23 protein-coding genes are annotated in these 23833 nt (G+C 50.1%); 18 read left to right on the top strand and 5 right to left on the bottom strand.

Annotation, left to right across the window (positions count from 1 at the left end):
- Positions 1-59 precede the first annotated feature (59 nt).
- The 4 genes from ACFORK_RS01310 (at position 60) to uxaC (ending at position 4900) form a co-directional block, all read left to right on the top strand.
- A complete protein-coding gene (locus ACFORK_RS01310; RefSeq protein WP_379194827.1) occupies positions 60-1382 on the top strand; it encodes a family 43 glycosylhydrolase in 1323 nt (440 codons plus the stop codon).
- A gap of 218 nt (positions 1383-1600) precedes the next feature.
- The gene (locus ACFORK_RS01315; RefSeq protein WP_379194829.1) at positions 1601-2314 is read left to right on the top strand and encodes a GntR family transcriptional regulator; all 714 of its coding nucleotides are present in this window, start codon (positions 1601-1603) and stop codon (positions 2312-2314) included.
- 97 nt (positions 2315-2411) lie between these two features.
- Positions 2412-3464: a mannonate dehydratase gene (locus ACFORK_RS01320; protein WP_379194832.1), complete on the top strand. Its 1053-nt coding sequence runs from the start codon at positions 2412-2414 to the stop codon at positions 3462-3464.
- A 14-nt stretch (positions 3465-3478) separates the two neighbouring features.
- The gene (gene uxaC / locus ACFORK_RS01325) at positions 3479-4900 is read left to right on the top strand and encodes a glucuronate isomerase (protein WP_379194834.1); all 1422 of its coding nucleotides are present in this window, start codon (positions 3479-3481) and stop codon (positions 4898-4900) included.
- Between the two features lie 102 nt (positions 4901-5002).
- Here the strand turns inward: uxaC and ACFORK_RS01330 are convergent, their stop codons facing one another.
- The gene (locus ACFORK_RS01330) at positions 5003-5722 is read right to left on the bottom strand and encodes a YebC/PmpR family DNA-binding transcriptional regulator (protein ID WP_379194836.1); all 720 of its coding nucleotides are present in this window, start codon (positions 5720-5722) and stop codon (positions 5003-5005) included.
- A 204-nt stretch (positions 5723-5926) separates the two neighbouring features.
- Between ACFORK_RS01330 and ACFORK_RS01335 the strand changes: the two genes are divergently transcribed.
- Positions 5927-6328: an Rrf2 family transcriptional regulator gene (locus ACFORK_RS01335; protein WP_379194838.1), complete on the top strand. Its 402-nt coding sequence runs from the start codon at positions 5927-5929 to the stop codon at positions 6326-6328.
- 97 nt (positions 6329-6425) lie between these two features.
- Here the strand turns inward: ACFORK_RS01335 and fabV are convergent, their stop codons facing one another.
- Positions 6426-7616 (bottom strand): enoyl-ACP reductase FabV, encoded by a 1191-nt coding sequence (gene fabV / locus ACFORK_RS01340; RefSeq protein WP_379194840.1) that lies wholly within the window; start codon positions 7614-7616, stop codon positions 6426-6428.
- A gap of 182 nt (positions 7617-7798) precedes the next feature.
- Between fabV and ACFORK_RS01345 the strand changes: the two genes are divergently transcribed.
- From ACFORK_RS01345 to yajC, 8 genes are all read left to right on the top strand, one after another.
- On the top strand, positions 7799-8548 hold the full coding sequence (locus tag ACFORK_RS01345) for a BofC C-terminal domain-containing protein (RefSeq protein WP_379194842.1): 750 nt from the start codon (positions 7799-7801) through the stop codon (positions 8546-8548).
- A gap of 401 nt (positions 8549-8949) precedes the next feature.
- Positions 8950-9453, top strand: a complete 504-nt coding sequence (gene ruvC / locus ACFORK_RS01350) for a crossover junction endodeoxyribonuclease RuvC (protein ID WP_379195738.1) — start codon at positions 8950-8952, stop codon at positions 9451-9453.
- Positions 9450-10067 (top strand): Holliday junction branch migration protein RuvA, encoded by a 618-nt coding sequence (gene ruvA / locus ACFORK_RS01355; RefSeq protein WP_379194844.1) that lies wholly within the window; start codon positions 9450-9452, stop codon positions 10065-10067. Before ruvC ends, ruvA begins: the two co-directional genes overlap by 4 nt.
- Positions 10068-10111: 44 nt before the next feature.
- The gene (gene ruvB, locus ACFORK_RS01360; RefSeq protein WP_379194846.1) at positions 10112-11119 is read left to right on the top strand and encodes a Holliday junction branch migration DNA helicase RuvB; all 1008 of its coding nucleotides are present in this window, start codon (positions 10112-10114) and stop codon (positions 11117-11119) included.
- A gap of 32 nt (positions 11120-11151) precedes the next feature.
- Positions 11152-13257: a SpoIID/LytB domain-containing protein gene (locus ACFORK_RS01365; RefSeq protein ID WP_379194848.1), complete on the top strand. Its 2106-nt coding sequence runs from the start codon at positions 11152-11154 to the stop codon at positions 13255-13257.
- 9 nt (positions 13258-13266) lie between these two features.
- Complete coding sequence (gene queA / locus ACFORK_RS01370) at positions 13267-14295, top strand: tRNA preQ1(34) S-adenosylmethionine ribosyltransferase-isomerase QueA (RefSeq protein WP_379194850.1); 1029 nt, start codon at positions 13267-13269, stop codon at positions 14293-14295.
- A 23-nt stretch (positions 14296-14318) separates the two neighbouring features.
- Entirely contained in the window at positions 14319-15458 is a 1140-nt protein-coding gene (tgt, locus tag ACFORK_RS01375; RefSeq protein WP_379195740.1) for a tRNA guanosine(34) transglycosylase Tgt, read from the top strand.
- Between the two features lie 45 nt (positions 15459-15503).
- A complete protein-coding gene (yajC, locus tag ACFORK_RS01380; RefSeq protein ID WP_379194852.1) occupies positions 15504-15818 on the top strand; it encodes a preprotein translocase subunit YajC in 315 nt (104 codons plus the stop codon).
- A gap of 83 nt (positions 15819-15901) precedes the next feature.
- On the opposite strand, the gene ACFORK_RS01385 is transcribed toward yajC, so the two are convergent.
- Together ACFORK_RS01385 and ACFORK_RS01390 are read right to left on the bottom strand one after the other, a co-directional pair.
- Positions 15902-16741: a phosphatase PAP2 family protein gene (locus tag ACFORK_RS01385; protein WP_379194854.1), complete on the bottom strand. Its 840-nt coding sequence runs from the start codon at positions 16739-16741 to the stop codon at positions 15902-15904.
- Between the two features lie 96 nt (positions 16742-16837).
- Complete coding sequence (locus ACFORK_RS01390) at positions 16838-17230, bottom strand: TIGR04086 family membrane protein (RefSeq protein WP_379194856.1); 393 nt, start codon at positions 17228-17230, stop codon at positions 16838-16840.
- A gap of 219 nt (positions 17231-17449) precedes the next feature.
- Here ACFORK_RS01390 and ACFORK_RS01395 point away from each other — a divergent pair, with 219 nt between their 5' ends.
- Entirely contained in the window at positions 17450-18217 is a 768-nt protein-coding gene (locus ACFORK_RS01395) for a YetF domain-containing protein (RefSeq protein ID WP_379194858.1), read from the top strand.
- Between the two features lie 7 nt (positions 18218-18224).
- Here the strand turns inward: ACFORK_RS01395 and spoVB are convergent, their stop codons facing one another.
- Entirely contained in the window at positions 18225-19889 is a 1665-nt protein-coding gene (spoVB, locus tag ACFORK_RS01400; protein ID WP_379194860.1) for a stage V sporulation protein B, read from the bottom strand.
- A gap of 216 nt (positions 19890-20105) precedes the next feature.
- On the opposite strand from spoVB, the gene ACFORK_RS01405 reads away from it, so the two are divergent.
- The 4 genes from ACFORK_RS01405 (at position 20106) to ACFORK_RS01420 (ending at position 23810) form a co-directional block, all read left to right on the top strand.
- Positions 20106-20357: a post-transcriptional regulator gene (locus ACFORK_RS01405; RefSeq protein ID WP_379194862.1), complete on the top strand. Its 252-nt coding sequence runs from the start codon at positions 20106-20108 to the stop codon at positions 20355-20357.
- Positions 20358-20580: 223 nt separating this feature from the next.
- A complete protein-coding gene (secD, locus tag ACFORK_RS01410; RefSeq protein ID WP_379194864.1) occupies positions 20581-21831 on the top strand; it encodes a protein translocase subunit SecD in 1251 nt (416 codons plus the stop codon).
- On the top strand, positions 21821-22717 hold the full coding sequence (gene secF / locus ACFORK_RS01415; RefSeq protein WP_379194866.1) for a protein translocase subunit SecF: 897 nt from the start codon (positions 21821-21823) through the stop codon (positions 22715-22717). The genes secD and secF overlap by 11 nt, the downstream gene beginning before the upstream one ends.
- A 124-nt stretch (positions 22718-22841) precedes the next feature.
- On the top strand, positions 22842-23810 hold the full coding sequence (locus ACFORK_RS01420) for a cation diffusion facilitator family transporter (RefSeq protein ID WP_379194868.1): 969 nt from the start codon (positions 22842-22844) through the stop codon (positions 23808-23810).
- Positions 23811-23833 lie beyond the last annotated feature (23 nt).

The following is a 23833-nucleotide window of genomic DNA, read 5'->3' on the forward strand; positions in this document are numbered from 1 at the left end:
AAGGCCTTAGTAAGAAACCAATATTTTATGCAAAAAGCATATCTTCAGGAGGACTTATTATGACTACTGGCAATCAAGGCTTACAAACTAAGCGACAAAAGACAACATCCCTGAACCCGACGATTACATCCATCTATACAGCAGACCCGTCGGCCCATGTATGGAATGATGGCAAAATCTATATTTACGCATCCCATGATATGGACCCGGCCAGAGGCTGTGATCTCATGGACAGATATCATGTATTCTCTTCGGAGGATATGGTTCACTGGGTGGATGAAGGTGAAATCCTCAGCTCGGACGATGTGTCCTGGGGTCGACCGGAGGGTGGATTCATGTGGGCTCCCGACTGCGCATACAAGAACGGAACCTATTACTTCTACTATCCGCACCCGAGCGATTCGAACTGGAACGATTCGTGGAAGATCGGAGTTGCTACCAGCGACAAGCCGGCAAGTGGATTTGTCGATCAGGGGTATGTTCCAGGTCTTGGTGGCTTTGCTTTGATTGACCCGTGTGTAATCGTGGACGATGACAACCGCGCCTACATGTATTACGGAGGTGGCAGTGTTTGTCTGGGCGGGGAGCTCAATGAGGATATGGTATCCCTGAAGAACGGGATGACGGAAATGGAAGGATTAGAGGATTTTCATGAAGCGGCGTGGGTCTTTAAAAGAAACGGCCTCTACTACCTGACCTATGCGGATAATCTCGAAGGTAACAATCAAATGAGATACGCAACCAGCGAGAACCCGCTTGGACCGTGGACGTACAGGGGGATTTTCCTGAAGCCGACAGGCTGCTCTACAACTCATGGTTCGGTGGTGGAATTCAAAGGGCAATGGTATCTGTTCTATCATAATCAGGCGATTTCCGGGCACGGTAATCTGCGCAGCGTGTGCATCGACTATTTGGAGTTTGGCGAAGATGGTTCCATCAAGACCGTTGTGCAGACTCTGGAAGGTGTATCGTCCGTCGGTCCGGCCCCAGCACACAATGCTCAGCAGAAGTCCTATCTGGCCGCGGAGAGTAAGGTCTTCGGTGGTGCGGAAATCAGCAAGCTGGAATCGGGTCAGAGTGTGGTGACCCATCTGGAGCAGGAAGGTTCTTATGTCCTGTTTGAAAATGTAGATGGTGGTGAGGGTGGCAGATCATCCATCGAGCTTCATTATGCTACCGGTGAACGTCTGTCTAAATTGCAGCTGATAGTCAATGACAAGGACTATTCCTTGCTGAATGCGTTGTCTACGGGTGGACTGCAGGAGTTCGGCGGAGTTACGAATATCACCGTTCATTTGCAGCCGGGAGAGGTTAACACACTTCGTATCTTGGGTGGACATGGCGCAATCAGCCTTGAACGCATCACGGTGAGCCCTCTGTAAGATTGAGTCTAGTGGTTTCAATGTTTGCTACACAGCCCCACAGGAGGTTTCTCCTGCGGGGTGTTTTTGCGTATAAACGTGAGTTGCTATGAGAACAGTTGGCTAGAATCTGCGCAGATTTGCTATAATGATGTACTGAGTCTTTTAGCCAGATCGGCTTAAGAGGCTATTGAGTACTGATCCGTACAGGTTGGTGTAGATGAAGGAGTGTCGTGCTGATGATGAAGCTATCCCCAAAATTAATCGGTGAGAACAATAAAGATTATTCTTATAGAGTTATTCGTGAAAATATGATGTCGCTCACCCTGGCCCCGGGGCAGGTTATCAGCGAGATTGATCTTGCCGATGCGCTGCAAATTTCCCGTACGCCGATCAGGGAAGTGCTGGCGAAGCTGAAGGAGGAGCATCTGATTGATGTGGTTCCGCAGGTTGGCACCTATGTGTCCAAAATCAAGGGCCATCTGATTGAAGAAGCTGCTTTTATGCGTTTTACGCTGGAAAAAGAGGTCCTGCTCCGCTCTTGTCAGTCGTTCCCGGCTGAGGCACTGCTGGAGCTTAAGAAGAATGTCGGGCTGCAGGAGCTGCTGATCGACAAGAAGGGCAAGGAGCTTGATTTTCATCAACTGGATACGGAATTTCATCAGATCATCTATCGGGGCAATCATTTGGAAAATGTGTGGAAGTCCATCACCCGTCTGAGCACTCACTACAATCGCATTAGACTGCTCTCTGAAATGGAGCATAGCTTCACGGAGGCGGTAGCGCAGCATCGCCATATGATCGGGCTTATCGAACAGGGCCAGACCGAGCAGATTGAGCGTGCCGTCAAACAGCATATCCTGGAACCAATGAAACAGTGGAAGGAATTGTACCGGGGTGACAGCCGTTGTGCACATTTTTTTGATGTGGGTTCAGGGGTTCATGTATCTTGAACTATTTTTAGCTGGAGGGCATTTATCATATTGCTCCACCCCACCTTGTATGCTAGTATACAAGTATTCGGATTCGTGAATAGGGAGGCCAATCGAAATGGAAATGTCGTTCCGCTGGTATGGGGAAGAGGACCCGGTCAAGCTTGAGTACATTGCGCAGATTCCGGGGATGAAAAGCATTGTCACCGCAATCTATGATGTACCGGTAGGAGAAGTGTGGCCGATGGAGAAAATTACAGCTCTGAAGGAAAGAGTCGAGTCGGTAGGTCTGAAGATATCGGTTATTGAAAGCGTTCCCGTACATGAGGACATCAAGCTGGGGCTGCCTACGCGTGACGTCTACATTGAGAATTACAAGGAGACAATCCGCAATCTCGGCCGGGCGGGTATTCCTGTGATCTGCTATAACTTTATGCCGGTGTTCGACTGGACACGTTCGGATCTGTCCTTTGAGTTGCCGGATGGCTCCACCACTCTGATCTATGAGGAAGAAATCATCCGGAGAATGGACCCGAAGCTGGGTGAGCTGGCATTGCCGGGCTGGGATACCTCTTACGGAGAAGGGGGACTTGGCAAGGTCCTGGATCAATATGAAGGGATAGATGAAGAGAAGCTGTGGGAGCATCTCGGCTACTTTATTGAAGGGATTCTACCGGTTGCCGTAGAAAGTCAGGTTAAAATGGCGATTCACCCGGACGATCCACCATGGTCCATCTTCGGTCTGCCGCGCATTATTACGAACAAAGCTAATCTTGAACGGTTCCTGAATCTATATGATTCCCCGTATCACGGGCTGACTTTATGCTCTGGCTCCTTAGGCTGTGATCCGAACAATGATTTTGTCGATATGGTTAAGTATTACGGCGGGGTTAAGAACCGGGTGCATTTTGCTCATCTGCGGAATATCAAGATCACGGGTGAGAAGTCCTTCCAGGAGTCCGGGCATCTGTCCGAATGGGGATCACTCGATTTCTACGAGATTGTTAAAGCCTATGTCGAGTATGGTTTTGACGGGCCGTTCCGCTCGGATCATGGACGTATGATCTGGGGAGAGACGGGAAGAGCAGGGTACGGATTATATGACCGGGCGCTGGGCGCCGTCTATATCAACGGCTTGGCCGAAGCGGTCAAGAAGTCGTTACATTCCTGAAAGGAGAGCAGACGATGACAACTTTCATTCATGAGGATTTTCTGCTGCAATCGGAGGCGGCCCGAAGACTGTACCATGAGTATGCGAAGGATCTGCCCATCATCGATTATCACTGCCATCTGGACCCCAAGGCGATTGCAGAGAATGCGCGTTTTGACAGTATTACGGACATTTGGCTGGGCGGGGATCACTATAAATGGCGCGCTTTAAGAACTTATGGTATCGATGAAAAATATATCACCGGGGATGCTTCTCCTGCAGAGAAATTCGCCAAATGGAGCGAGGTGCTGCCCTATACCATCGGAAACCCGTTGTTTCACTGGTCGGCCCTGGAGCTGAAAACTTACTTTGGCGTGGACGATTTGTTGACTGCGGATAATTGGGAGGAGATCTACAGAAAGTGCAATGAGGTCATATCTCAACCGGACTTCACCACTCAAGAGCTGATTACTCGTTCCAATGTAAAATGGATCTGCACCACGGATGACCCGGCGGATGATTTGCGCTATCACCGGCAGATTGCGGAGCAGAAGGATTTCAAAACCGCTGTCACGCCTACGTTCCGGCCGGATAAAGCCCTGCAAATTGGTTCCTCTGGCTTCCTGGATTATGTGGGGGTGCTGGAACAGACAGTAGGGTATCCTCTTCGGTCTTATGCATTAATTGAAAAAGCCTTACTGGAGCGCATAGAATATTTCGACCGGTTGGGCTGCATGATCTCCGATCATGGCTTTACTCACTTGCCGTATGCAGAGGCTTCAGCCGAGGAGCTGGAGTCAATTGTCTCCAAACGTCTGCAAGGTGAGTCTCTGAGCAATCTGGAGTCTGACCAATATGCTACGTCGCTGTTTTTGGCGATGGGGAGGAAGTATGCACAGTTCGGCTGGGCGATGCAGCTGCACATTGGCGCGATTCGTAATCCCAATACCCGGATGTTCCGCCAGTTAGGGCCTGACACCGGGTTTGATACGATCGGCGACAATAATTATGCTGACAATCTCTACAGATTGCTGGATGGATTGGAACAAAGTAATGAATTGCCGAAAACCATTCTGTACAACCTCAACCCGGTCCATAATGATGTACTGGCCGCGATGATCGGCTCTTTCCAACAGAGCGGCGTCCGTGGCAAAATCCAGTTTGGTTCCGGCTGGTGGTACAACGACCAGAAGGATGGTATGACCAAACAGCTTACCGCCTTGTCCAATCTGGGACAGCTTAGCTGCTTTATTGGTATGTTGACAGACTCCCGCTCTTTTCTATCTTATACCCGTCATGAATACTTCCGCCGCATCCTCTGCAATATCCTGGGGGGCTGGGTAGAGAACGGTGAAGTACCTAATGATTTCCCGTTCCTAGGCCGTATCGTAGAGGATATTTGCTACAACAATGCCAATGCCTATTTTGGATTGGAAGGGCATGCCTTGAAGAAATAGATAATGACTATCAAGCATTGTGTACCAGCATATGTATAAAAAAACAGGCTAAGGAACCGCCGTTCAGCGGTTTCTTAGCCTGTTCTAATGTGCAGTGTGATTCTATTCCTCAGAATCCACGTTATGATACACTTGCTGAACATCATCGAGGTCTTCCAGCGCGTCGATCATTTTGTTGAACTGCGCTTCTGACTCTGCCGGAATCTCTACGTAGTTCTGGGCCAGCATGGTGATTTCAGCCACCGTAAATTCAGTAACGCCTGCATCCTTCAGCGCTGTCTGCACAGCATGGAATTGATCAGGTGCAGCGTATACGATCACAGCGTCGTCTTCTTCGAGAATATCACGCGCATCGACATCTGCTTCCATCAGCAACTCCAAAACTTCCTCGGCGGTTTTACCGGTCAAGCCGATAACCGCTGTCTCATCGAACATATAGTTTACGGAACCGGCTACCCCAAGGTTGCCACCGTTCTTGCTGAACGCTGCCCGCACTTCGGAAGCGGTGCGATTCACGTTATTGGTCAGTGCATCGACAATGACCATCGAGCCGTTCGGGCCAAAGCCCTCATAGCGAAGCTCGTCATAGTTCTCGTCGGAGCCACCTTTGGCTTTTTCAATGGCACGGTCAATTATGGCTTTGGGAACATTATAGGTCTTGGCACGCTCAAGGACGAATTTCAGGGCCTGATTGGATTCCGGGTCCGGCTCGCCTTGTTTGGCTACTACATAAATCTCGCGGCCAAATCTAGCATATATACGACTTGTATTGGCATCCTTAGATGCTTTTTTCTCTTTAATATTATTCCACTTACGTCCCATAGTTTTCGCTCTCTTTCAACATTGAATGTGCATCACTATTCTTTATTATATCTCTTTCAGGGGGGCATGATCAAATATTCTGAACCCTTTAGAAGCAAAAAAATTCATTGCACGAGAACCGAACCTGGCGAAGAGTGCGGCATGTTGACCCCTTAGAGATTCAACGTTATTATAGATGAATAAAGTCTGTAATTGAGGTGTTACATGAAATACTCAAAAGCTACCAATTACGCGCTGCATACGATGCTGTTTATGATGGCGGCCGGCACAGATAAACCCTTGGGAGTTCAGCAGCTTGCAGAAAGACAAGGCGTGTCCCCTACGTATCTGTCCAAAATCTTGACCAAGCTGGTCAAGGGCGGTCTTATTGAATCCGCTTCCGGAGCGAACGGAGGTTATCGCCTCAAGCGCAAGAAGGAAGATATTTCGTTCCTTGATGTGATTCATGCTATTGAAGGCACGGCCTCCTTGTTTGAATGCAGCCTCGATCATTCCTCGGAATGCCTGATCCAGCAGGTGATGGTGGAGGGGGAGCACAAGATGGAGGAGCATTTGCAGAATCAAAAGCTGTCCACGTTGGCAGAGAAAATAACTGTCGTTCTATAAAAAGCAAGTGCCGAGAAAACGGTGCGTTGCTTTAGATCTCCTCATCAAAAAGAGTCCAGCCTGGTTATCCAGGCCGGACTCTTTATTTTTTAGCGGATTAATAAGAATTTGGAAGCTCTACAGCAGGATCTGACTCAGCGTCATAATCTACGCCTTCGGTCTGGAAACCGAACAGGTTAAAGAAATCCTCACGGTAGCCTTCAAGATCGGCAAGCTCAGAGACATTGGCGGTTTCCAGCTTGCTCCAACGGTCCATAACTTCCTTCTGCACATCATCACGCATTTCCCAATCATCAATGCGGATCAGCGTGCTGCCATCGGCAGTTGCCGGGCCTTCACCATACAAGCGGTCGGAGAACAGGCGATAGATCTGCTCGATGCAGTTCTCGTGAATTCCTTTTTCCTTCATTACTTTATACAGTGCGGAAATGTAAAGTGGAACAACAGGAATAGCCGAGCTGGATTGCGTAACAAGCGCCTTATTCACGGATACGAAGGCACGACCGCCTTTAGCTCCGAGCTGTTCGTTCAGCTTGATTGCTGTCTGCTCCAGATCGTTTTTGGCTTTACCAATAGTTCCCTCGCGGTAAATCGCGTGAGTAACTTCTGGTCCGATGTAGGAGTAGGCAACGGTAGTGGCTCCATCCGCCAGAACGCCGGCTTTGGACAGCTCATCAATCCACATGCTCCAGTCCTCGCCGCCCATAACAGCAATCGTCTGACGAACTTCTTCCTCTGTAGCCGGCTCGATGGTTGTATCGGATACTTCTCCGGTATGGAAGTTCATAGTCTTGTTGCTATATGCTTCGCCGATCGGCTTAATTACCGAGGAGAAGGTCTCTCCGGTTACCGGATGCGTGCGGCGCGGGGAAGCCACGCTGTAAATTACAAGGTCTACGCTCTTAAATTCGTTTTTGATCAGCTCGATGGTTTTTTCCTTGATACCATCGGAGAAGGCATCGCCGACAATGCTGAAGGATTTCAATCCAAGCCCGTTAGCCTGCTCTTCAAAAGCTGCTGAATTGTACCAGCCAGCGGAAGCTGTACGAGAGCCTTCTGCCGGTCTGTCGAAGAAGACGCCGATCGTATTGGCGCCTGCACCAAAAGCTGCGGCAATTCGCGAAGCCAGACCATAACCGGTCGAAGCACCGATTACAAGCACGTTGGCTGGGCCGGAGATTTTCTTCTGGGACTGTACATATTTAATTTGCTTCTCTATTTGCTTGGCGCATCCTTCAGGATGGGCTGTTGTGCATATAAAACCGCGTGTTTTTGGTTGGATAATCATCAAGGAATTCCCCTTTGTAAATAAATTTAAACCTGCAATCAATCAGTAAGAGTATAGCAAACAATATTTAGTAATTCAAAGCATTTGCACAGCAAAGCATCCCCACTCATGCATAAAGGCTTCCTTCACAGGTCACAATAGGAAAAAACCAGAATGAAGGGATTAACGTGAATGCTTCTCGCTTGAAAAAACAGCTTTGGCGTAGATGGAGACGTTGGAAAAAGGCCTTGTGGGTGGGGGCGGCCTGTGTCGCTATAACGATATTGGCGTGGCGCGGAATGCAGCTTCCCGGCGAAATTACTGAGCTGCTTGAGGAACCATCTGCTTCTGTAGCGGATTCGTTGGATCGCCTGCGCGGCACGGTTGAGAACGGGGAACGTTCCGGGGATGAGCCGGTAACGGCAGTTTTTCGGGGAGGAGAGGGCGATGAAGAGGGCGGCTACAGCTCAAAGCGCGAGCTAATTCTCCAGACGATACAGCAGAGTGGACTCAGCAGAGCGGTTCATTTGAAGGTTAGCTATGTATCCGGTGAAGAGATTCAGAATCTACCCGGACAGATGAACCCGGCCCAATTGAAGGAATTGATCGCCAAGCATCCTTCCTGGGAGGCAAAAATCAGTGCTGCCGGAGATCTTTGGCTGGAAAAGAGAATTGATGACCTGTCTCCAGCCGTTAAGAAGGAAGCCTACTTTGGCGTAGATGAGCATGGGAACTTGACACTGTTCAAGGGCCCGCCAGGGCAGGATGAAGTGCTGAAGACTTTTTTTCAAATAGATATGGGCTCCATGAAATCATCTTTGCCGGAGGACATCTGGAGGCAGCTGCAGGATGGCATCCGGGTGCAGGACATTGAAGAGTACAACAGTGTGCTTTCCACCTTCAGTGACTACGCGCGGGATAATTCCGAGCAGGTCATGCAGAACAAGGAATAAGCCGCAGCTTCTGTTCTGGCGAGGTTGTTAATAGGAAGTACAGGATTAAGGCCTGTGGGATACCCGCAGGTCTTTTTTGCTGTTTATTTTCGTTTTTTCCACAAAATCAGTGCTTGACGATATGCAGGAGCACAGTTGAAGAACTCATGATCCCGTAGCCTTTACACGAACAAGCGGGTCAGGTGCTGATTACGCTGTTGAGCCTTATTTTTATCTTTTTTTCGCGGCAACCCCTCCCTTGTATAGGGCCAAAAGACCCCTTTTCTGGCAACAAGGAAACTTTCTCCTCACCGGGGAGTCTATTTTTGCTATAATGGTTAGAAGGAATACATATGTTCGCTTTAGTAGTGGAGCCGAGGGACGGAGCCTGGCTTCTTATTGACCATAGAGGAGAGAGAAGTGTGCGGATATTAGGAATTGACCCGGGGCTGGCGATTGTCGGCTTCGGCTTTGTGGACAAGGAAGGTCATAAGCTGACGCCTGTGCAATATGGCTGTATCCAGACGGAGGCCCATACTCCGGAAGAGGAGCGGCTGCTGCATGTTTATGAGGGCATTGTCCAGCTTATGGACAAATACAAACCAGATGCGGTGGCACTGGAGAAGCTGTTTTTCGCCCGCAACGTAACCACTGCACTGCCGGTTGCGCAAGCACGCGGTGTTATGGTCCTGGCGGCCATCCAGCGCGGGCTTCCCATTGCCGAATATACACCTATGCAGGTCAAACAGGCCATCGTCGGATACGGTAAGGCGGAGAAGCGCCAGGTACAGGAGATGGTGAAGATGTTTCTGAAGCTGTCCGCGATTCCGAAGCCTGACGATGTGGCGGATGCGCTGGCTGTTGCCGTTTGTCATGCGCACTCCTATAGCCTAAATTCCAAATTAAATGAGGTATTGCGAAAATGATAGATTTCTTAAGAGGTCCTGTTGTATATCTGGAATCGGAATATGTAGTGCTGGATGTGCAGGGGGTAGGGTATCGCGTATTCTGTCCGAATCCCTATGCTTTTGCCAAGACCGAGGGTCCTGTAACGATCTTTATTCATTATGTGACTCGTGAGGATGCTACCCTGCTGTTCGGTTTCTCGACCCGTGAAGAGCAGCGGTTGTTCCGCAAGCTGATTGAAGTGTCCGGCATCGGGCCGCGGGTAGCACTTGGCATCCTGACAGGTGGGACCCCGGATCAGCTGATCTCGGCCATCTATCAGGAGAATATTACGTTCCTGACGAAGCTGCCGGGGATTGGCAAGAAGACGGCCCAGCGCATGATCCTTGATCTGAAGGACAAGCTGGATGGACTTAGTATGGCTTCCATGCAGACAGGCCTCTTTGCGGTTCCGCAGGAAGAAGGCAGCGATGCCTTGCCGTGGGATGAGGCTAGAGACGGCTTGAAGGCGCTTGGCTATACCGAGAGCGAGTTGGACCGTGTATGGCTAGCCCTGAAGAAAGAGGGAGCTGACACGGGGAGTGTTGATGTATTGATGAAAAAAGCGCTGAAGCTGCTGTACTTGGCGAAATAAAGCCTGCCTGCGGGCATCTTTTAAAGAACTGGAAGTGATAGAGTATGGACGACCGGATCATATCTGCCAATCTGATGATGGAAGAACAGGCTGTAGAGCTGAGCCTGCGCCCTCGTTATCTGGGTGAATATATCGGACAAGGTCAGGTTAAGGAGAACCTGAAGATTTATATTGAGGCAGCTAAGATGAGAAATGAGGCGCTGGACCATGTGCTGCTTTATGGCCCGCCGGGTCTTGGCAAGACGACGCTAGCGAATATAATTGCTAACGAGTTGGGTGTGAACTTGCGGACAACCTCGGGACCAGCAATTGAGCGGCCGGGGGATCTGGCCGCGCTGCTGACCAACCTGCAGGAGGGCGATGTGCTGTTCATTGATGAGATCCATCGCCTGCATCGCACGGTGGAGGAGGTCATGTATCCGGCCATGGAGGACTTTGCGCTGGATATTATGATCGGCAAAGGGCCGAGTGCGCGTTCCGTGCGCCTGGACCTGCCCCCATTCACGCTGATCGGTGCGACAACGCGAGCAGGACTATTATCTGCGCCGCTACGCGACCGCTTCGGCGTTGTTAGCCGGCTCGAATTCTATTCCATCGATGAGCTGAGCTTTATCGTCTCCCGCAATGCCGATCTGCTAGGCATTGAAATTCAAGGAGAGGCTGCTGAGGAAGTGGCACTGCGGGCACGCGGAACCCCGCGTATCGCCAACCGTCTGCTGAAGCGCGTCCGCGATTTTGCCCAGGTGCGCGGCGATGGAATTATTACACCCGACATTGCGGCTGAAGCGCTTCGTATGCTTCAGGTTGACCCGCGTGGACTGGACAGCATTGACCATAAGATGATTCACTCCATGATTACGAGTTTCCGCGGCGGTCCTGTAGGACTCGATACCATTGCCGCTACTATTGGAGAAGAGAGCCAGACCATAGAGGATGTATACGAGCCTTACCTGCTGCAGATCGGCTTCCTGCAACGGACGCCACGCGGTAGGATTGTCACGCCGGCTGCCTATCATCATTTGGGCATTCCGCTCCCTCCGGAGCAATCATGAGTCTTAATTCCCTGTACGAAGGAGGATGCTGAATGAAGCATGGAAGAAGGAAATTCTCAGCGCTGAAGGTGCTGGGCCGGGGATTGCTGGTGTCAGCGCTAGCAGCGGGAAGCTTCCTGATCCCTGCCGGGAGCAGTGAGGCTGCACCCGGTGCAACGATTCGTGTAGCACTGTATGCCGATATCGGCAGTAAATATAAATCTACGGTGGCGGCGGCAACGCTACAGTCGGACCAAAGTTTTAATCTTGTGACCCCACAAGGAGGCGGGGCGCCGCTTGCGACGGTTCCAGCCAAGAGCAGTATTCGTGTTAGCCTGGATGGCTTTCGGGTGAAGGTGCTGGAAACTCCGTCCTGGCAGGCGGCAGCCGATGCTGCCAAGAAGCTGCAATCTACTTCAGACAAGCCTCAGCTGTTTGTGGTGACGAGAAATGGGTCTAGTCTGTATCAGCTTTACACCGGAGTATATGCCAGTGAAAATGCAGCGAAGGATGGATTGTCCAGAGTAACCAAAGCAGGACTCGCCATTCCGCCGGGACAGACACCGGCAGTGACAGGCACCAAGCATTTGTCGGCAGGTTCCTTTGCGACCCAGGACGAGGCCGATGCAGTAATTGTCAGCTTGGCAGCAGCGGGATTCGATGCCTGGCCGGTGTTGTCTTCAGCTCAAGACGGCAGTTCGCGGGTCGAGGTCTGGGTTGGAGAAGCTGCAAACGATGCGAATCTGGCCACGTTGGCTGCTGCGGTGAATGTGGCGCTGCCGCAGATTACGCTGTCCAACGGTGCAGTCTCAACAGCTGGCTTGATCGTGCGCAGTGATGCGGGCCTGGATCTTACTAATGCGGGACAAGTTCCCCACTATATTGTATACGGTAGCGGAGCCAAATTCCTTGCTGCTGGCAATGATGCTGGTATCCAGCTTGTAGAGCGCTCTAAACGTGTGTATCGAGGTAATCTGGAGCTTAGTGGATTGAACGGATCACTCGCGGTGATTAATGAAGTGTCGCTGGAGCAATATTTGTATGCTGTTGTTGGCGGAGAAGTCTCTGCAAGCTGGCCGGAAGAGGCTCTGAAGGCGCAGGCTGTCGCTGCCCGCAGTTATGCTCTGGCCCAAGGCAACAAATTTGACGTGGCGAATGTGGTGGACACCACACTGAGTCAGGTATACAACGGAATCGGAGCTGAGGCGCCAGCCATCACCAAGGCCGTGGACGCTACAGCTGGTGAGGTGTTGAAGAGCGGTGGACAGGTGATAGAAGCCGTGTTCTCCTCCAACAGCGGCGGTGTAACGGCTGATCCTTCAGAGGTGTGGGGAAACGCCAGTGACGTATTTGCCAGTGTGCCGAGCAAGGAAGACGTTGCATCCGTGGCTTCCAAACAGTGGTATTATGTTCTGCTGCCTAATGGAACCGCTGGATATGCCCGGGAAGATAATATCAAATTAACGGGGAGCAAAACGGCAGCCGGACTTGATTTGGCTACAGCAACCACGAAGGACGTAAACATTCGTCCCCAGCCGATCATCCAAAGTGATGCCAATCCGGTGGGCAAGCTGAACCCAGGAGACAATGCTGTGGTGCTGGACAAGGTATATGAATCCGGCAGCTATTCTTGGGTGAAGGGTCCTTATTCTTCGGCTGATTTGTTGAAGAGTCTGCAAGGCAAGACAAGCAATAGCCTTCCTTCGTCAATCTTCAGCCTTCAGGTTACCCAGCGCGGCCCTTCGGGAAGAGCAACTGAGGTGAAGGCTAATGGCGAGATTCTGAAGGTGAAATATCCGGATCTGTTCCGTTCGGCATTCAATGGTCTGCCTAGCACATTGTTTGATATTGTGCCAACCGGCAGTTATACTGTACTAGGCGCTGACGGCTCAGTCTCTACCATCGGTAGTGGCAGCAATGCTGGTGTTCTCTCCGCAAATGGCAAAGTAACGTCTTCCGCCAGCGGTACGGTGGTTATGGGCGGCGATGCCAAAGCTAGAGTAGTTACTGGTGGGTCTGGCTTCCTGTTCATCGGCCAAGGCTATGGCCACGGTCTAGGCATGTCCCAGTGGGGTGTGAAGGGGATGGCCGACAGCGGGTATGATTACAAGCAAATATTGCAACACTATTATCGTAACGTTACTATAGTTAAGGAATGAAGACGCACAATGAATGTAGAAGATTATGATTTTAATTTGCCTGAAGAGCTGATTGCCCAGACTCCGCTGCTTGACCGTACTGCCTCGCGGCTGTTGCTGGTCAACAAGGAGACAGGTGAGACAGACCACCGGCATTTTAGCGATATGATACAGTATTTGCAGCCGGGAGATACACTGGTCCTGAATGACACGAGAGTCATCCCGGCTCGACTGTTCGGTGTCAAGGAAGAGACTGGGGCGAAGGCAGAAGTGCTTCTTCTAAAGAACCTCGGGGAGGATCGCTGGGAAGCACTGGTGAAGCCCGGCAAGAAGCTGAAGAGTGGTGCAGTTATCGTATTCAGCGATGAACTGCGAGCTGTAGTGGAAGACGAGTCTGATATGGGCGGACGGACACTTCGCTTCATTTATACAGGGATCTTCCAGGAGATTCTCGACAGACTGGGAATGATGCCGCTTCCACCGTATATCAAGGAGACACTGGATGACCGCGAGCGGTATCAGACGGTGTATGCCAAGCATGAAGGTTCAGCGGCTGCGCCAACGGCAGGGCTGCATTTTACCACCAGCTTACTGGAGCAGATAGCGGCCAAAGGCGTATCCATTGCCTACATTACGCTGCATGTTGGTCTGGGCACGTTCCGTCCGATGTCTGTAGAGAAGGTTGAGGAGCATGTCATGCATGCCGAGTATTTCGTCATGTCGCAGGAGACAGCAGATACGCTGAATGCTGCTCGGGAGCGCGGGGGACGAATTATAGCTGTAGGTACGACCTCTTGCCGTACACTGGAAACAGTCGGGCGGCAGTGTCAGGGGGGACCGCTCGTGGCATGCAGCGGATGGACAGATATTTTCATTTATCCAGGTTATCAATTCAATGTCGTTAATGCACTGATCACGAACTTTCACCTTCCCAAATCAACACTGGTGATGCTTGTTAGCGCATTGGCGGGTCGTGAGCATATTCTGGCCGCCTATGAAGAGGCGATTGCAGAGAAGTACCGGTTTTTCAGCTTCGGCGACGCAATGTTTATTTACTAAGTAAGAGTAAGAGGATGGGTTGAATAATGGCAGCAATTACGTATGAGCACATCAAAACGTGTAAGCAATCCGGCGCAAGACTCGGAAGAGTCCACACGCCTCACGGTGTCATTGAGACACCAACATTTATGCCCGTAGGAACACAGGCCACAGTCAAGACTATGAGCCCGGAAGAACTGAAGCAGATGGATGCACAGATCATTCTGAGTAACACTTATCATTTGTTCTTGCGTCCGGGCCACGATATCATTCGTGAAGCTGGAGGTCTGCACAAGTTCATGAACTGGGACCGTCCGATTCTGACTGACAGCGGCGGGTTTCAGGTCTTCTCGTTAAGCGACATGCGCAAAATCACCGAGGAAGGCGTGCAGTTCCGTTCCCATTTGAATGGAGACAAGAAATTCCTCTCGCCTGAGGTGGCTATGGAAATTCAGAATGCGCTTGGTTCGGATATTATGATGGCATTTGATGAATGCCCACCATTCCCGGCGGAATATGATTATGTTAAAAAATCGCTCGAGCGGACTACCCGCTGGGCAGAGCGCTGCCTCAAGAGTCACGCCCGTCCTCAGGACCAGGGACTGTTCGCCATCGTCCAGGGAGGCATGTATGAAGATTTGCGCCGTCAGAGCGCCGCTGATTTGACTTCCATGGATTTCCCGGGGTATGCTATTGGGGGGCTCAGCGTCGGAGAGTCCAAGCAGCTAATGTATGAAGTGTTGGATTACACAGTTCCGCTGCTGCCGCAAGGGAAGCCCCGTTATTTGATGGGCGTGGGTTCGCCGGATGCGCTGCTGGAAGGTGCAATCCGGGGTGTGGACATGTTCGACTGTGTTCTGCCAACCCGTATTGCCCGTAACGGAACTACAATGACCAGCCAAGGAAGACTCGTTGTACGCAACGCTCAGTATGCCCGTGATTTTGGGCCGCTGGATCCCGAGTGTAACTGTTACACCTGCCAGAATTATTCCCGCGCGTATTTGCGCCATTTGATTAAGGCTGACGAAACGTTCGGATTGCGGTTAACGACATACCATAACTTGCACTTCCTGTTGGAACTGATGCGTAAAGTGCGTGAAGCCATCAGAGAAGATCGGCTGCTTGATTTTCGCGATGAGTTTTTTGCACAATACGGCTTAAACAATAATCTTAAAGGCTTCTAGAAACGGAATTGTGCGTTTGCCAGTCATTTGAAAGGGGGGAGAATTATGTTTGAGTTAGCGGGAGGTACAGGCCAAGCCGGGGGCAGCATCCTGGGTCTGGTAGGACCTTTTGTACTGATGTTCGTAGTCTTCTATTTCCTTCTGATCCGTCCTCAGCAGAAGAAAACCAAAGCTCGCAATACGATGCTGAAAGCGCTGAAAAAAGGGGATAAGGTTGTTACAATCGGTGGTCTTCACGGAACGATTGTAGAAATCTCCGACGACATCGCGGTCCTCAAGGTTAATGATGTGACTAAGCTCACATTTGACCGTGGTTCCGTTAGTCATGCGGTTGTGACCGATACGGATACGAAAGAGTAGAAAGATTCATATAAAAGCGGCAGTTCTTCTCGTTAGAGAGGAACTGCCGCTTTTTTTCATTCTCATATGAACTTGTTTAATGATCAACGCATAGGGTTGGCGCGGCTGCGGAAAGTAAGTCCTTGTGAACTGCTTCGCAGCGTTAGCTTAGCCAGTTGAACACCGACTGTGGCGGATAATATCGCAAGTACGGTACCGCCGAGCATATCCGTTAGCCAATGAATACCTAGATAGAAGATTCCGAATACAATGACAACTGCGGACAGGGTGGTGATTGCCATCCAGCGGCGGTTGCCTGAACGGTAGGCTAACAGAGCCATTGTAACAGAGATAGAGGTATGCAGACTCGGGAAGCAGTTATCAAGCCCTGAAAGCGGTCTGTACTCCTGTTCAAATCTAGGGAATACATCCAGCATGACAAATCTAACGCCTGCCGGAGCATATGACCACACCTCATTCACTGGGAAGAACAGATAGAACGGAATGGCAACGGCATAATTAATAATAATAGCGTAGCAGGTAGCGTAGAGCATAATACGGTTATTGTCGAGCAGGTATACGCCCAGAGAAGCCGCCAACACCGCCTGCAACATGAAGATGTAGAAAAAGACGATGATCGGTGTCAGCCAAGGACTATAGAACAAATGCTGCAGACTTTGGACAAAGTGTCCCTCCAATCCGAAAATAGACGGAGTGAAGTCCGAGGTGATATTCAGCTTTTTTTCAATCTGCAGCTCGTATTTATTGAGGGCCAGCACCCCGAACAAGCCTACAAAAAGTAACAAAAACTTATAAGAGCTTATCAGTTCTCTTCCGATCTCGATTAATGCAGTAAACGGGTTGCGGCGTGAGCCGATCCAGACAAGTGCAATAACAAGAACAACAGTGTATAACACGATATGATCCATGGATTGGTAAAGCAAAGCAATCGAAGCCTCCTTGATCCCTTTTGAAGTCAGTGAACACAGTTTAACATATTTTAAGGGGAGCGGTTCCGATTTTTTTAGAAATCCTTGAATTTATGCTTTTTGTAAATTAACCCCAAACATTCCGCCCAGCGCGCCAATCCCTGCAGCTGCCAAAGTCCAGAGCAAGTCCGAGCCTGAAGGCGCACTGTCTAGCGCTAAGAAGCCGATGATCAGCACAATAATACCGTAGAAAAGACCCGTCAGGCTTCCTTGATACCAGCCCTTGCTGCTGGCTCTGCGGCCTGCAGTGAGCCCACCGAAGGCGATGGCTACGGCATGTACAATGTAAGTGTAGAGGGAGAGGTCTTTTTCCTCCAACCCGCTACCCCAGAGCAGAAGCGAAAGCACAAACGCGCCCAGCAGCATCCAAAGGAATGATCGGCTCAAGCCAGATAATACAGGATTGGCTATTCTCCATGAGAACAGGCGCCGGATTACATGCATGGTACAACCTCCTAAGCATTTTTATTATGACAATACAAGCTACTACTCATTGTATGGGGAGGCTTGCCCCATTAGTACAAGAATGAGACGGTCGCTACTTTTACCATTAATTAATATGCCAGCTTCCGAATGTTCCCTGACCCCTGCGGTCAGAATAGGGTATACATTAATGGCCTGCGGAGAACTCACTGCGGGTAAACGCGGAAGGAGAGAAGCAATATGTTCCAGCAGATCACATACCACATCCTCATGACCGTGCTGATGTATTTCTTCATTTTTCTGTGCTTGCGGATCATGGGAAAAAGAGAGATCGGAAAGCTGTCGGTGTTTGATTTGACCATTTCGATCATGATTGCCGAGATTGCGGTGTTTGTTATAGATGATATTAAAAGGCCGGTGTACGAAGGGATTGTTCCCATGGCCACACTTGTCCTGATTCAGGTGCTGGTGGCCCAGCTTGGCCTGAAAAGCCGCAAACTACGTATGTTTATGGATGGTAAGCCGAGCATTCTGATTTCCGATGGCAAATTACACCGTGGCGAGATGCGCAAACAGAGATACAACATTGATGACTTGCTGCTGCAATTGCGTGGCCAGAATATTGATAATCCTGCCGATGTAGAGTTCGCCATTCTGGAGGCCAGTGGTCAGCTTACAATTATTGAGAAGAACAAGAGCGGCTCCTCATCGGCTCAATCAACCAACAGCTCGGAGGAGGAGAACAGTAACGCCGGTGACAAGTCAACCGGAAGCGCTAACAGCTCCAAGACTGTGAAGCTTCCCAAGGATAAAATCAGGTATGAAGGACTTCCGATTCCGCTAATTATGGATGGAAAAGTACAGGATGAGAATCTGGAGATGATCGGGAAAACCAGATTTTGGCTGAGACAGCAGATTCGCCAAAAGGGAGTATCGGACTTCCGCGATGTCTTCCTGTGCTCGGTGGACCATCAGGGAAAAATCTATGTCTCCCCTCTGTATCACTAGAGATTCTTTAGCGCCAGCGCTTGATAAAGGGGAGACGATCCATATCACGGACCGAGACGAGTCCCGATAACAGGCAGATGACCAGGTAGATCAAGAGGCCAACCGTAGCGGCAAAAATAAACTGAATCCACTGTGCTCCGGCAATCGGAATGGCGGTATACGCGAACTGGGCGCCAGCGCCCATAATAATCATAGCTGCTGTAATTTTGAACAAATCCCTAATGCGCAGGGACAAAGAAATGAGCGAGACGACACTGTACCCATGTAGCAGTGTTACAAGAATGCTATTGGCAATAATTGCGATAATAGCGCCATAGATCCCGTACTGTGGTTGTGAGGCCAGAAGCAGAATCAACAGGATTTTGACCACAGCTCCGATCAGGGTGTTCACGAGCGCTCTCCCTGGCCGGTCCATGGCCTGAAGTGCTGCCTGAAGCGGTGCCTGTACATACAGGAATACAGCGAACGGTGCGATTAAGCGCAGCATGGGGGCGGTATCCGCATTTCCATACAGCAGGCTGCAGAGCGGAACGGCCAGGATGTACATAAGAACAGCAAACGGGGCCCCTGTAACCAGGGCAAGCCTTAGCGCCTGATGCATCCGTTTATGGATCATGGACAAATCCCTGCGGGAGGCGGCTTCCGACAAGGAAGGAACGAGCGATACCGCCAGGGATGAAGTCAGTGCTCCTGGCAGCAGGAGGAGCGGAATGACCATACCTTGCAGTGCGCCATATTGTGCAGTAGCAACGGCTGTGGCAATCCCGGCAAGAGCAAGGCTGCGGGCAGTGATAATCGATTCCAGCAAATAGGAGAAGGAGCCCACCAGCCGACCGGCTGTCACCGGAATGGAAATGCCAAGCAGTCGTTTCAACAAGGAATCGTTGACCTGTGCTGCTGAAGGTGCAGTCTGAGGGACAGTAGCGTCCGAAGAGTGATCTTCCAACTGCGGTCCATGTTCAGGCCTGTCTTTTCTGACAATGAAGTAATATTGCCATAGCAGAGCGAGCATACCCGCAATTTCGCCGACAGTGACCCCGATCATAGCTCCTGCCGCTGCAAAAGCGATTCCCTTAGGCAGCAGCAGCCAGGAGAACCAGAGCATAGCAAAAATCCGGATCACGGATTCCAGCACGGAGGAGAGCGCGGAAGGAATCATATTCTGCCTGCCCTGAAAGTAGCCGCGGTAGACTGCAGATACAGCAATGATACACAGCATGGGAATCATGGCAATGAATGTATAGAAGACCCGGTTGTCTGTCAGCAGAACGTTGGCAACCCATGAAGCGCTGGCCAAGGCAACGATTGTGAAAAAGATGCCAAGCGCCAGACTAAGCGCAAGTGCTGTACGCAAAATCTGCTTTGATCTCTCTGGACGGTTCTTGCCTTCTGCCTCGGCCACCATCTTGGCTACCGCCAGCGGCAGCCCTCCCGTAATTACGGTAACAAGCAGAATAAAGAACGGATAGCCGAGCTGGTACAGGCCCACCCCCTCAGCCCCGATCACGCGTGGAAGAACAATTCGGGGAATGAAGCCGAGCATGCGGTTGATCAATCCTGCGACCAGCAGAATTAATGTACCTTGTATAAAGCTTTGTTTGTTTAAGGAGCTTGGTTTCTTCACAGAACATTCCTTCTTCCCGACATGAATGGGACGCTGGTGGCGACTCATCCTTTGATGATTTGCTTGTACCCAACTGTTAGGTCAATGAGCATGCGCTGAAGGCTTGCACTTAAGCGGGCTTGTTCTATGGATATGCTGAACCCCTATACCGACATGACAAGCATTGTGCTAACATAACTTTTTGAAGGAAGAAGGAAAGGCAGGGGAGAAGGTCGAATAAATAGGGTGAACATGCGTATACGAGCGACCTGGAGGTGTCAACACGTGGAATCGGGGCAATGGAGTTATGACGAGCTTAGTGAGGAAATCGAAGCCATGTGCTGCAGCAAAGCGGAGGAATTCCGGCTCCTTGGCTACGAATATGTTACTGGCAAGGATATCTGGGAGTGTGTCAGCCGTAATTACGCAAAGGAAGGACAGCCGCCGCTTTATAAGCTGGTCAATGATATATATTCCTTAAAAGCCAATAGTTACATGAATTATTTGACTATTGCCGCGTACCGGGGATTGATTTGATGCAGGGAGACATTTTTCTTTGCAAACAACTTCACAAAGCGGTAAAGTGATGAAGGGATTCAATTTCACAGTTCCTACTGAAAAACGGATGGCTTGCCAAATGGGAAGAGCCCGCCGTTTCTTTGTGTGAATATAGCCTTGTCCATTCTTACATGAATTGACGGTCATTTGGCGCGTGGCTATAATAGGAATATTGAGTTATGAAAGGGGAACTAGCAAGAGCATGAAGAGACTTATGAGCTTTATCGTTACCGTGCTCGTTTTAACAGGCGTCATGGTATTCACTACCCCTGGTCTGTTGGACAAGGTCCGTCTGGGTCTTGATCTGAAGGGCGGCTTCGAGATCTTGTATCACGCCGAACCGATGGAGACCGGAGGAGCACTGACTCGGGCTTCGCTGCAAAAAACTGCAGAGAGTCTGGAGAAGCGGGCCAATGCGCTCGGAACTAGTGAGCCAGAGGTTACCACGGAAGGGACGGACCGTATTCGTTTGAAAATTGCGGGTGTGACCAATGAGGCCGAAGTCCGCAAGAAGATGAAAGAACCTGCAGTTTTGACTTTCCGCAGTGCTGCTGAGGGCGATCCTGCCGGTACTTACAGCAAGATTGAACTGGTGGGCAGTGACTTCGTAGAAGGTGCTGCAGAGGTTGGTCGTGATCAACTGAACCAGCCGGTCATCAGCATTAAAGTGAAGGACAAGGCTAAGTTCGCAGAAATTACCAAGCGGCTCTTGGGCAAGAACCTTGCCATCTACCTGGACGAGAACTTATTGTCAGATCCGCAGGTCAGAGCAGAATTGACGGACGGTAGTGCTTCAATCTCCGGCAATTATACGCTTCAAGGCGCGCGTGAATTGGCTGATACGATTAACCTTGGTGCTCTTCCGCTGAAGCTGACGGAGAAATACTCCCAAAGCGTAGGCGCCACACTGGGTAAACAGTCTCTTGATCAAACGATCAAAGCCGGTCTTGTCGGTTCCCTGATAATTCTTATTTTCATGATCGGCATGTACCGCTTGCCAGGTCTTCTGGCCAGCTTCGCGCTGATCCTTCATACATGGCTTCTGATTCTTGTCTTCGTTTGGGCTGACTTTACCCTTACGCTACCGGGTATCGCCGCGTTTATTCTCGGTATAGGGATGGCGGTTGATGCGAACATCATTACCAACGAACGGATTAGAGAAGAAATTTACAACGGGAAAAGCATTATGTCTGCCGTGAAGGCGGGTAGTAAGTCTTCATTCCGTACTGTAATGGACGCCAATATCACCACTATTATCGTTGCGGCTGTAATGTTCGCATACGGTACTGGTGCGGTTAAAGGTTTTGCACTGGTTCTGATTGTGGAAATCGTGCTCAGTATTGCCACGAATCTTTACTTCTCCCGCTGGTTACTCAACCTGCTTGTCAAAGCTGGTAAACTGAGTAAACCAAAGCAATTTGGGGTTAAGGAGAGTGAAATCCGTGCACTTTAAGAGAGAGTTTGATTTCGTACATTTAAGTAAATATTTCTATATTTTCTCCATTGCGCTGACTGTAGCCGGCTTGATCTTTCTGGCAACTTTTGGTTTGAATTACAGTGTTGATTTCAAGGCAGGTTCCAATGTGGATATCTCCCTGTCCAAGAATCTTACGCAAGAACAAGTTGAAGCGGCAATCAAGGACCTGGGTGTCACTCATGAACCGAGCATCTCTATAGGTCAGGAACGGGTCAATATCCGTTATGATAAAGAGCTGACTGAGGATCAAAGTGAAGCGTTGAAGGCTGGAATTACCAAGCTGGATGACAAGGCTTCCTTCGAAATCAACACCGTAGATACGGAAATGGCGAAAGAATTGGCGCGCAACGCTATTTATGCCGTACTTATTTCCTGTCTCGGGATTATCATTTATGTAAGTATCCGCTTTGAATGGCGTTTTGCCTTGGCTGCGATTGTCTCGCTGCTGCATGACGCGTTCATGGTTGTTGCAGTCTTCTCCATCTTCCGTCTGGAAGTGGATTTGACCTTTATTGTCGCGGTGCTTACAATCATCGGTTATTCCATCAATGATACGATTGTAATCTTTGACCGTATCCGTGAGAATCTGCGCTTTGGCAAGCAGAAAACTTATGAGGATATGAAAGCTCTTGTGAACAAGAGTGTGACTCAAACGCTCATGCGTTCCCTGTATACGGCATTTACGGTATTTGTAGCGGCATTCTTCCTGCTGATTATGGGCGGAGAATCCATTAAGATGTTCTCGCTTGCCATGGTTGTCGGGTTGCTTTTCGGAGCTTACTCCTCCATCTTTATTGCGAGCCCGCTCTGGCTGCTTCTCAAGAAGCGTCAGAAGCCGAAAGTGGCCAACAAAACGGCTTAAAGCTAAAACCTGACTGTAAAGAAAGCCGCGTCAAAGGCGACGCGGCTTTCGAAATCTTCGGAGCTGCACGCCACGCGCTTTTTATGCATCATGAGATGATATGCAGCAGCAAGGAGGGCCTCGCATGAATGATAAACAAGCAACGCAGGATGAGACGGTCGCCTGGACCGGGATTGTCAGCGATGTAGTTTTGGCCATAGCAAAGGGAAGCGTGGGTTACATTTCAGGCAGCAAAGCATTAATGGGGGATGCTTTATATTCAGGAGCAGACGCCGCAGCCAAGTTGGCAGATGCTCTTCCGTGGCGCTCTGGACAGAAAAAGAACAGCAAAGCTTCCTCCAGATCAAGTGTCGGTGTCCGGCAGGGAAGCAAGGAGCCAATCTTGGCTATATCCTGCTCGGTGCTCATTTTGATGGGCGGGATGCAGGTTGTTTTTTCCTCCATTCGTGATCTGACTTATGGGCATTTAACTACACCCGGGTATCTCGCACTTGTAACGGTTTTATTATCAATTCTGGTGAAAGAAATCGTGTTCCAATATCAATATCGTCACTTCAAGAGGCTGGGCGATGGCAGCCATGCTGCTTATGCGGACAGCCACCGTTTCAGTCTGTATACTTCAATCACTGTACTGATCGGGATTACACTTGCGATGGCTGGAAGCTACTCCGGCTGGCATCCGCTGCTGTATATGGACCCCATTGCTGCGCTGCTGACGGGACTCCTGATTTTGCGCAAGGGCTATAGTCTGATTGCCAGTTCGGTCTACGTAAAGAACACTCAGGAGTTACCCTCAGAAGATGTAGCCAGCTTTCTCGATACCGTGCAGCGAGTGCATGGGGTAATCCGTGTGGAGCATCTGAAGGCGATGGAGCAGGGGCCTTATGTGAATCTGGAGGTCAAGATCAGCGTGAACCCGCGCATTACAGTTTTGGAAGCCCAGGAGATTGCGGAATGTGCCAGAAAGCTATTGCTGCAACGTTTTGTTCACGTGGGCGAGGTACGTATGGATGTCGTGCCGTATGATCCGGGTTATCCTTACAAGAGTAATCATGAACTGGTGGATGATGATCTGCCCACCTTGCTTCAATAGTTAGCCAAGGTAAGAGAAAGGTG

The organism is Paenibacillus sp. GCM10012306 (genome assembly GCF_042649265.1).
In the GTDB taxonomy this organism is placed as follows: domain Bacteria; phylum Bacillota; class Bacilli; order Paenibacillales; family Paenibacillaceae; genus Paenibacillus_AQ.

What these genes read in the sequence shown, in the direction of transcription:
- ACFORK_RS01310 (WP_379194827.1), top strand. Translation starts at nt 60, where the DNA reads ATGACTACTGGCAATCAAGGCTTACAAACTAAGCGACAAAAGACAACA.
- ACFORK_RS01315 (WP_379194829.1), top strand. Translation starts at nt 1,601, where the DNA reads ATGATGAAGCTATCCCCAAAATTAATCGGTGAGAACAATAAAGATTAT.
- ACFORK_RS01320 (WP_379194832.1), top strand. Translation starts at nt 2,412, where the DNA reads ATGGAAATGTCGTTCCGCTGGTATGGGGAAGAGGACCCGGTCAAGCTT.
- uxaC (WP_379194834.1), top strand. Translation starts at nt 3,479, where the DNA reads ATGACAACTTTCATTCATGAGGATTTTCTGCTGCAATCGGAGGCGGCC.
- ACFORK_RS01330 (WP_379194836.1), bottom strand. Translation starts at nt 5,722, where the DNA reads ATGGGACGTAAGTGGAATAATATTAAAGAGAAAAAAGCATCTAAGGAT.
- ACFORK_RS01335 (WP_379194838.1), top strand. Translation starts at nt 5,927, where the DNA reads ATGAAATACTCAAAAGCTACCAATTACGCGCTGCATACGATGCTGTTT.
- fabV (WP_379194840.1), bottom strand. Translation starts at nt 7,616, where the DNA reads ATGATTATCCAACCAAAAACACGCGGTTTTATATGCACAACAGCCCAT.
- ruvA (WP_379194844.1), top strand. Translation starts at nt 9,450, where the DNA reads ATGATAGATTTCTTAAGAGGTCCTGTTGTATATCTGGAATCGGAATAT.
- ruvB (WP_379194846.1), top strand. Translation starts at nt 10,112, where the DNA reads ATGGACGACCGGATCATATCTGCCAATCTGATGATGGAAGAACAGGCT.
- ACFORK_RS01365 (WP_379194848.1), top strand. Translation starts at nt 11,152, where the DNA reads ATGAAGCATGGAAGAAGGAAATTCTCAGCGCTGAAGGTGCTGGGCCGG.
- queA (WP_379194850.1), top strand. Translation starts at nt 13,267, where the DNA reads ATGAATGTAGAAGATTATGATTTTAATTTGCCTGAAGAGCTGATTGCC.
- yajC (WP_379194852.1), top strand. Translation starts at nt 15,504, where the DNA reads ATGTTTGAGTTAGCGGGAGGTACAGGCCAAGCCGGGGGCAGCATCCTG.
- ACFORK_RS01390 (WP_379194856.1), bottom strand. Translation starts at nt 17,230, where the DNA reads ATGCATGTAATCCGGCGCCTGTTCTCATGGAGAATAGCCAATCCTGTA.
- ACFORK_RS01395 (WP_379194858.1), top strand. Translation starts at nt 17,450, where the DNA reads ATGTTCCAGCAGATCACATACCACATCCTCATGACCGTGCTGATGTAT.
- spoVB (WP_379194860.1), bottom strand. Translation starts at nt 19,889, where the DNA reads ATGAGTCGCCACCAGCGTCCCATTCATGTCGGGAAGAAGGAATGTTCT.
- secD (WP_379194864.1), top strand. Translation starts at nt 20,581, where the DNA reads ATGAAGAGACTTATGAGCTTTATCGTTACCGTGCTCGTTTTAACAGGC.
- ACFORK_RS01420 (WP_379194868.1), top strand. Translation starts at nt 22,842, where the DNA reads ATGAATGATAAACAAGCAACGCAGGATGAGACGGTCGCCTGGACCGGG.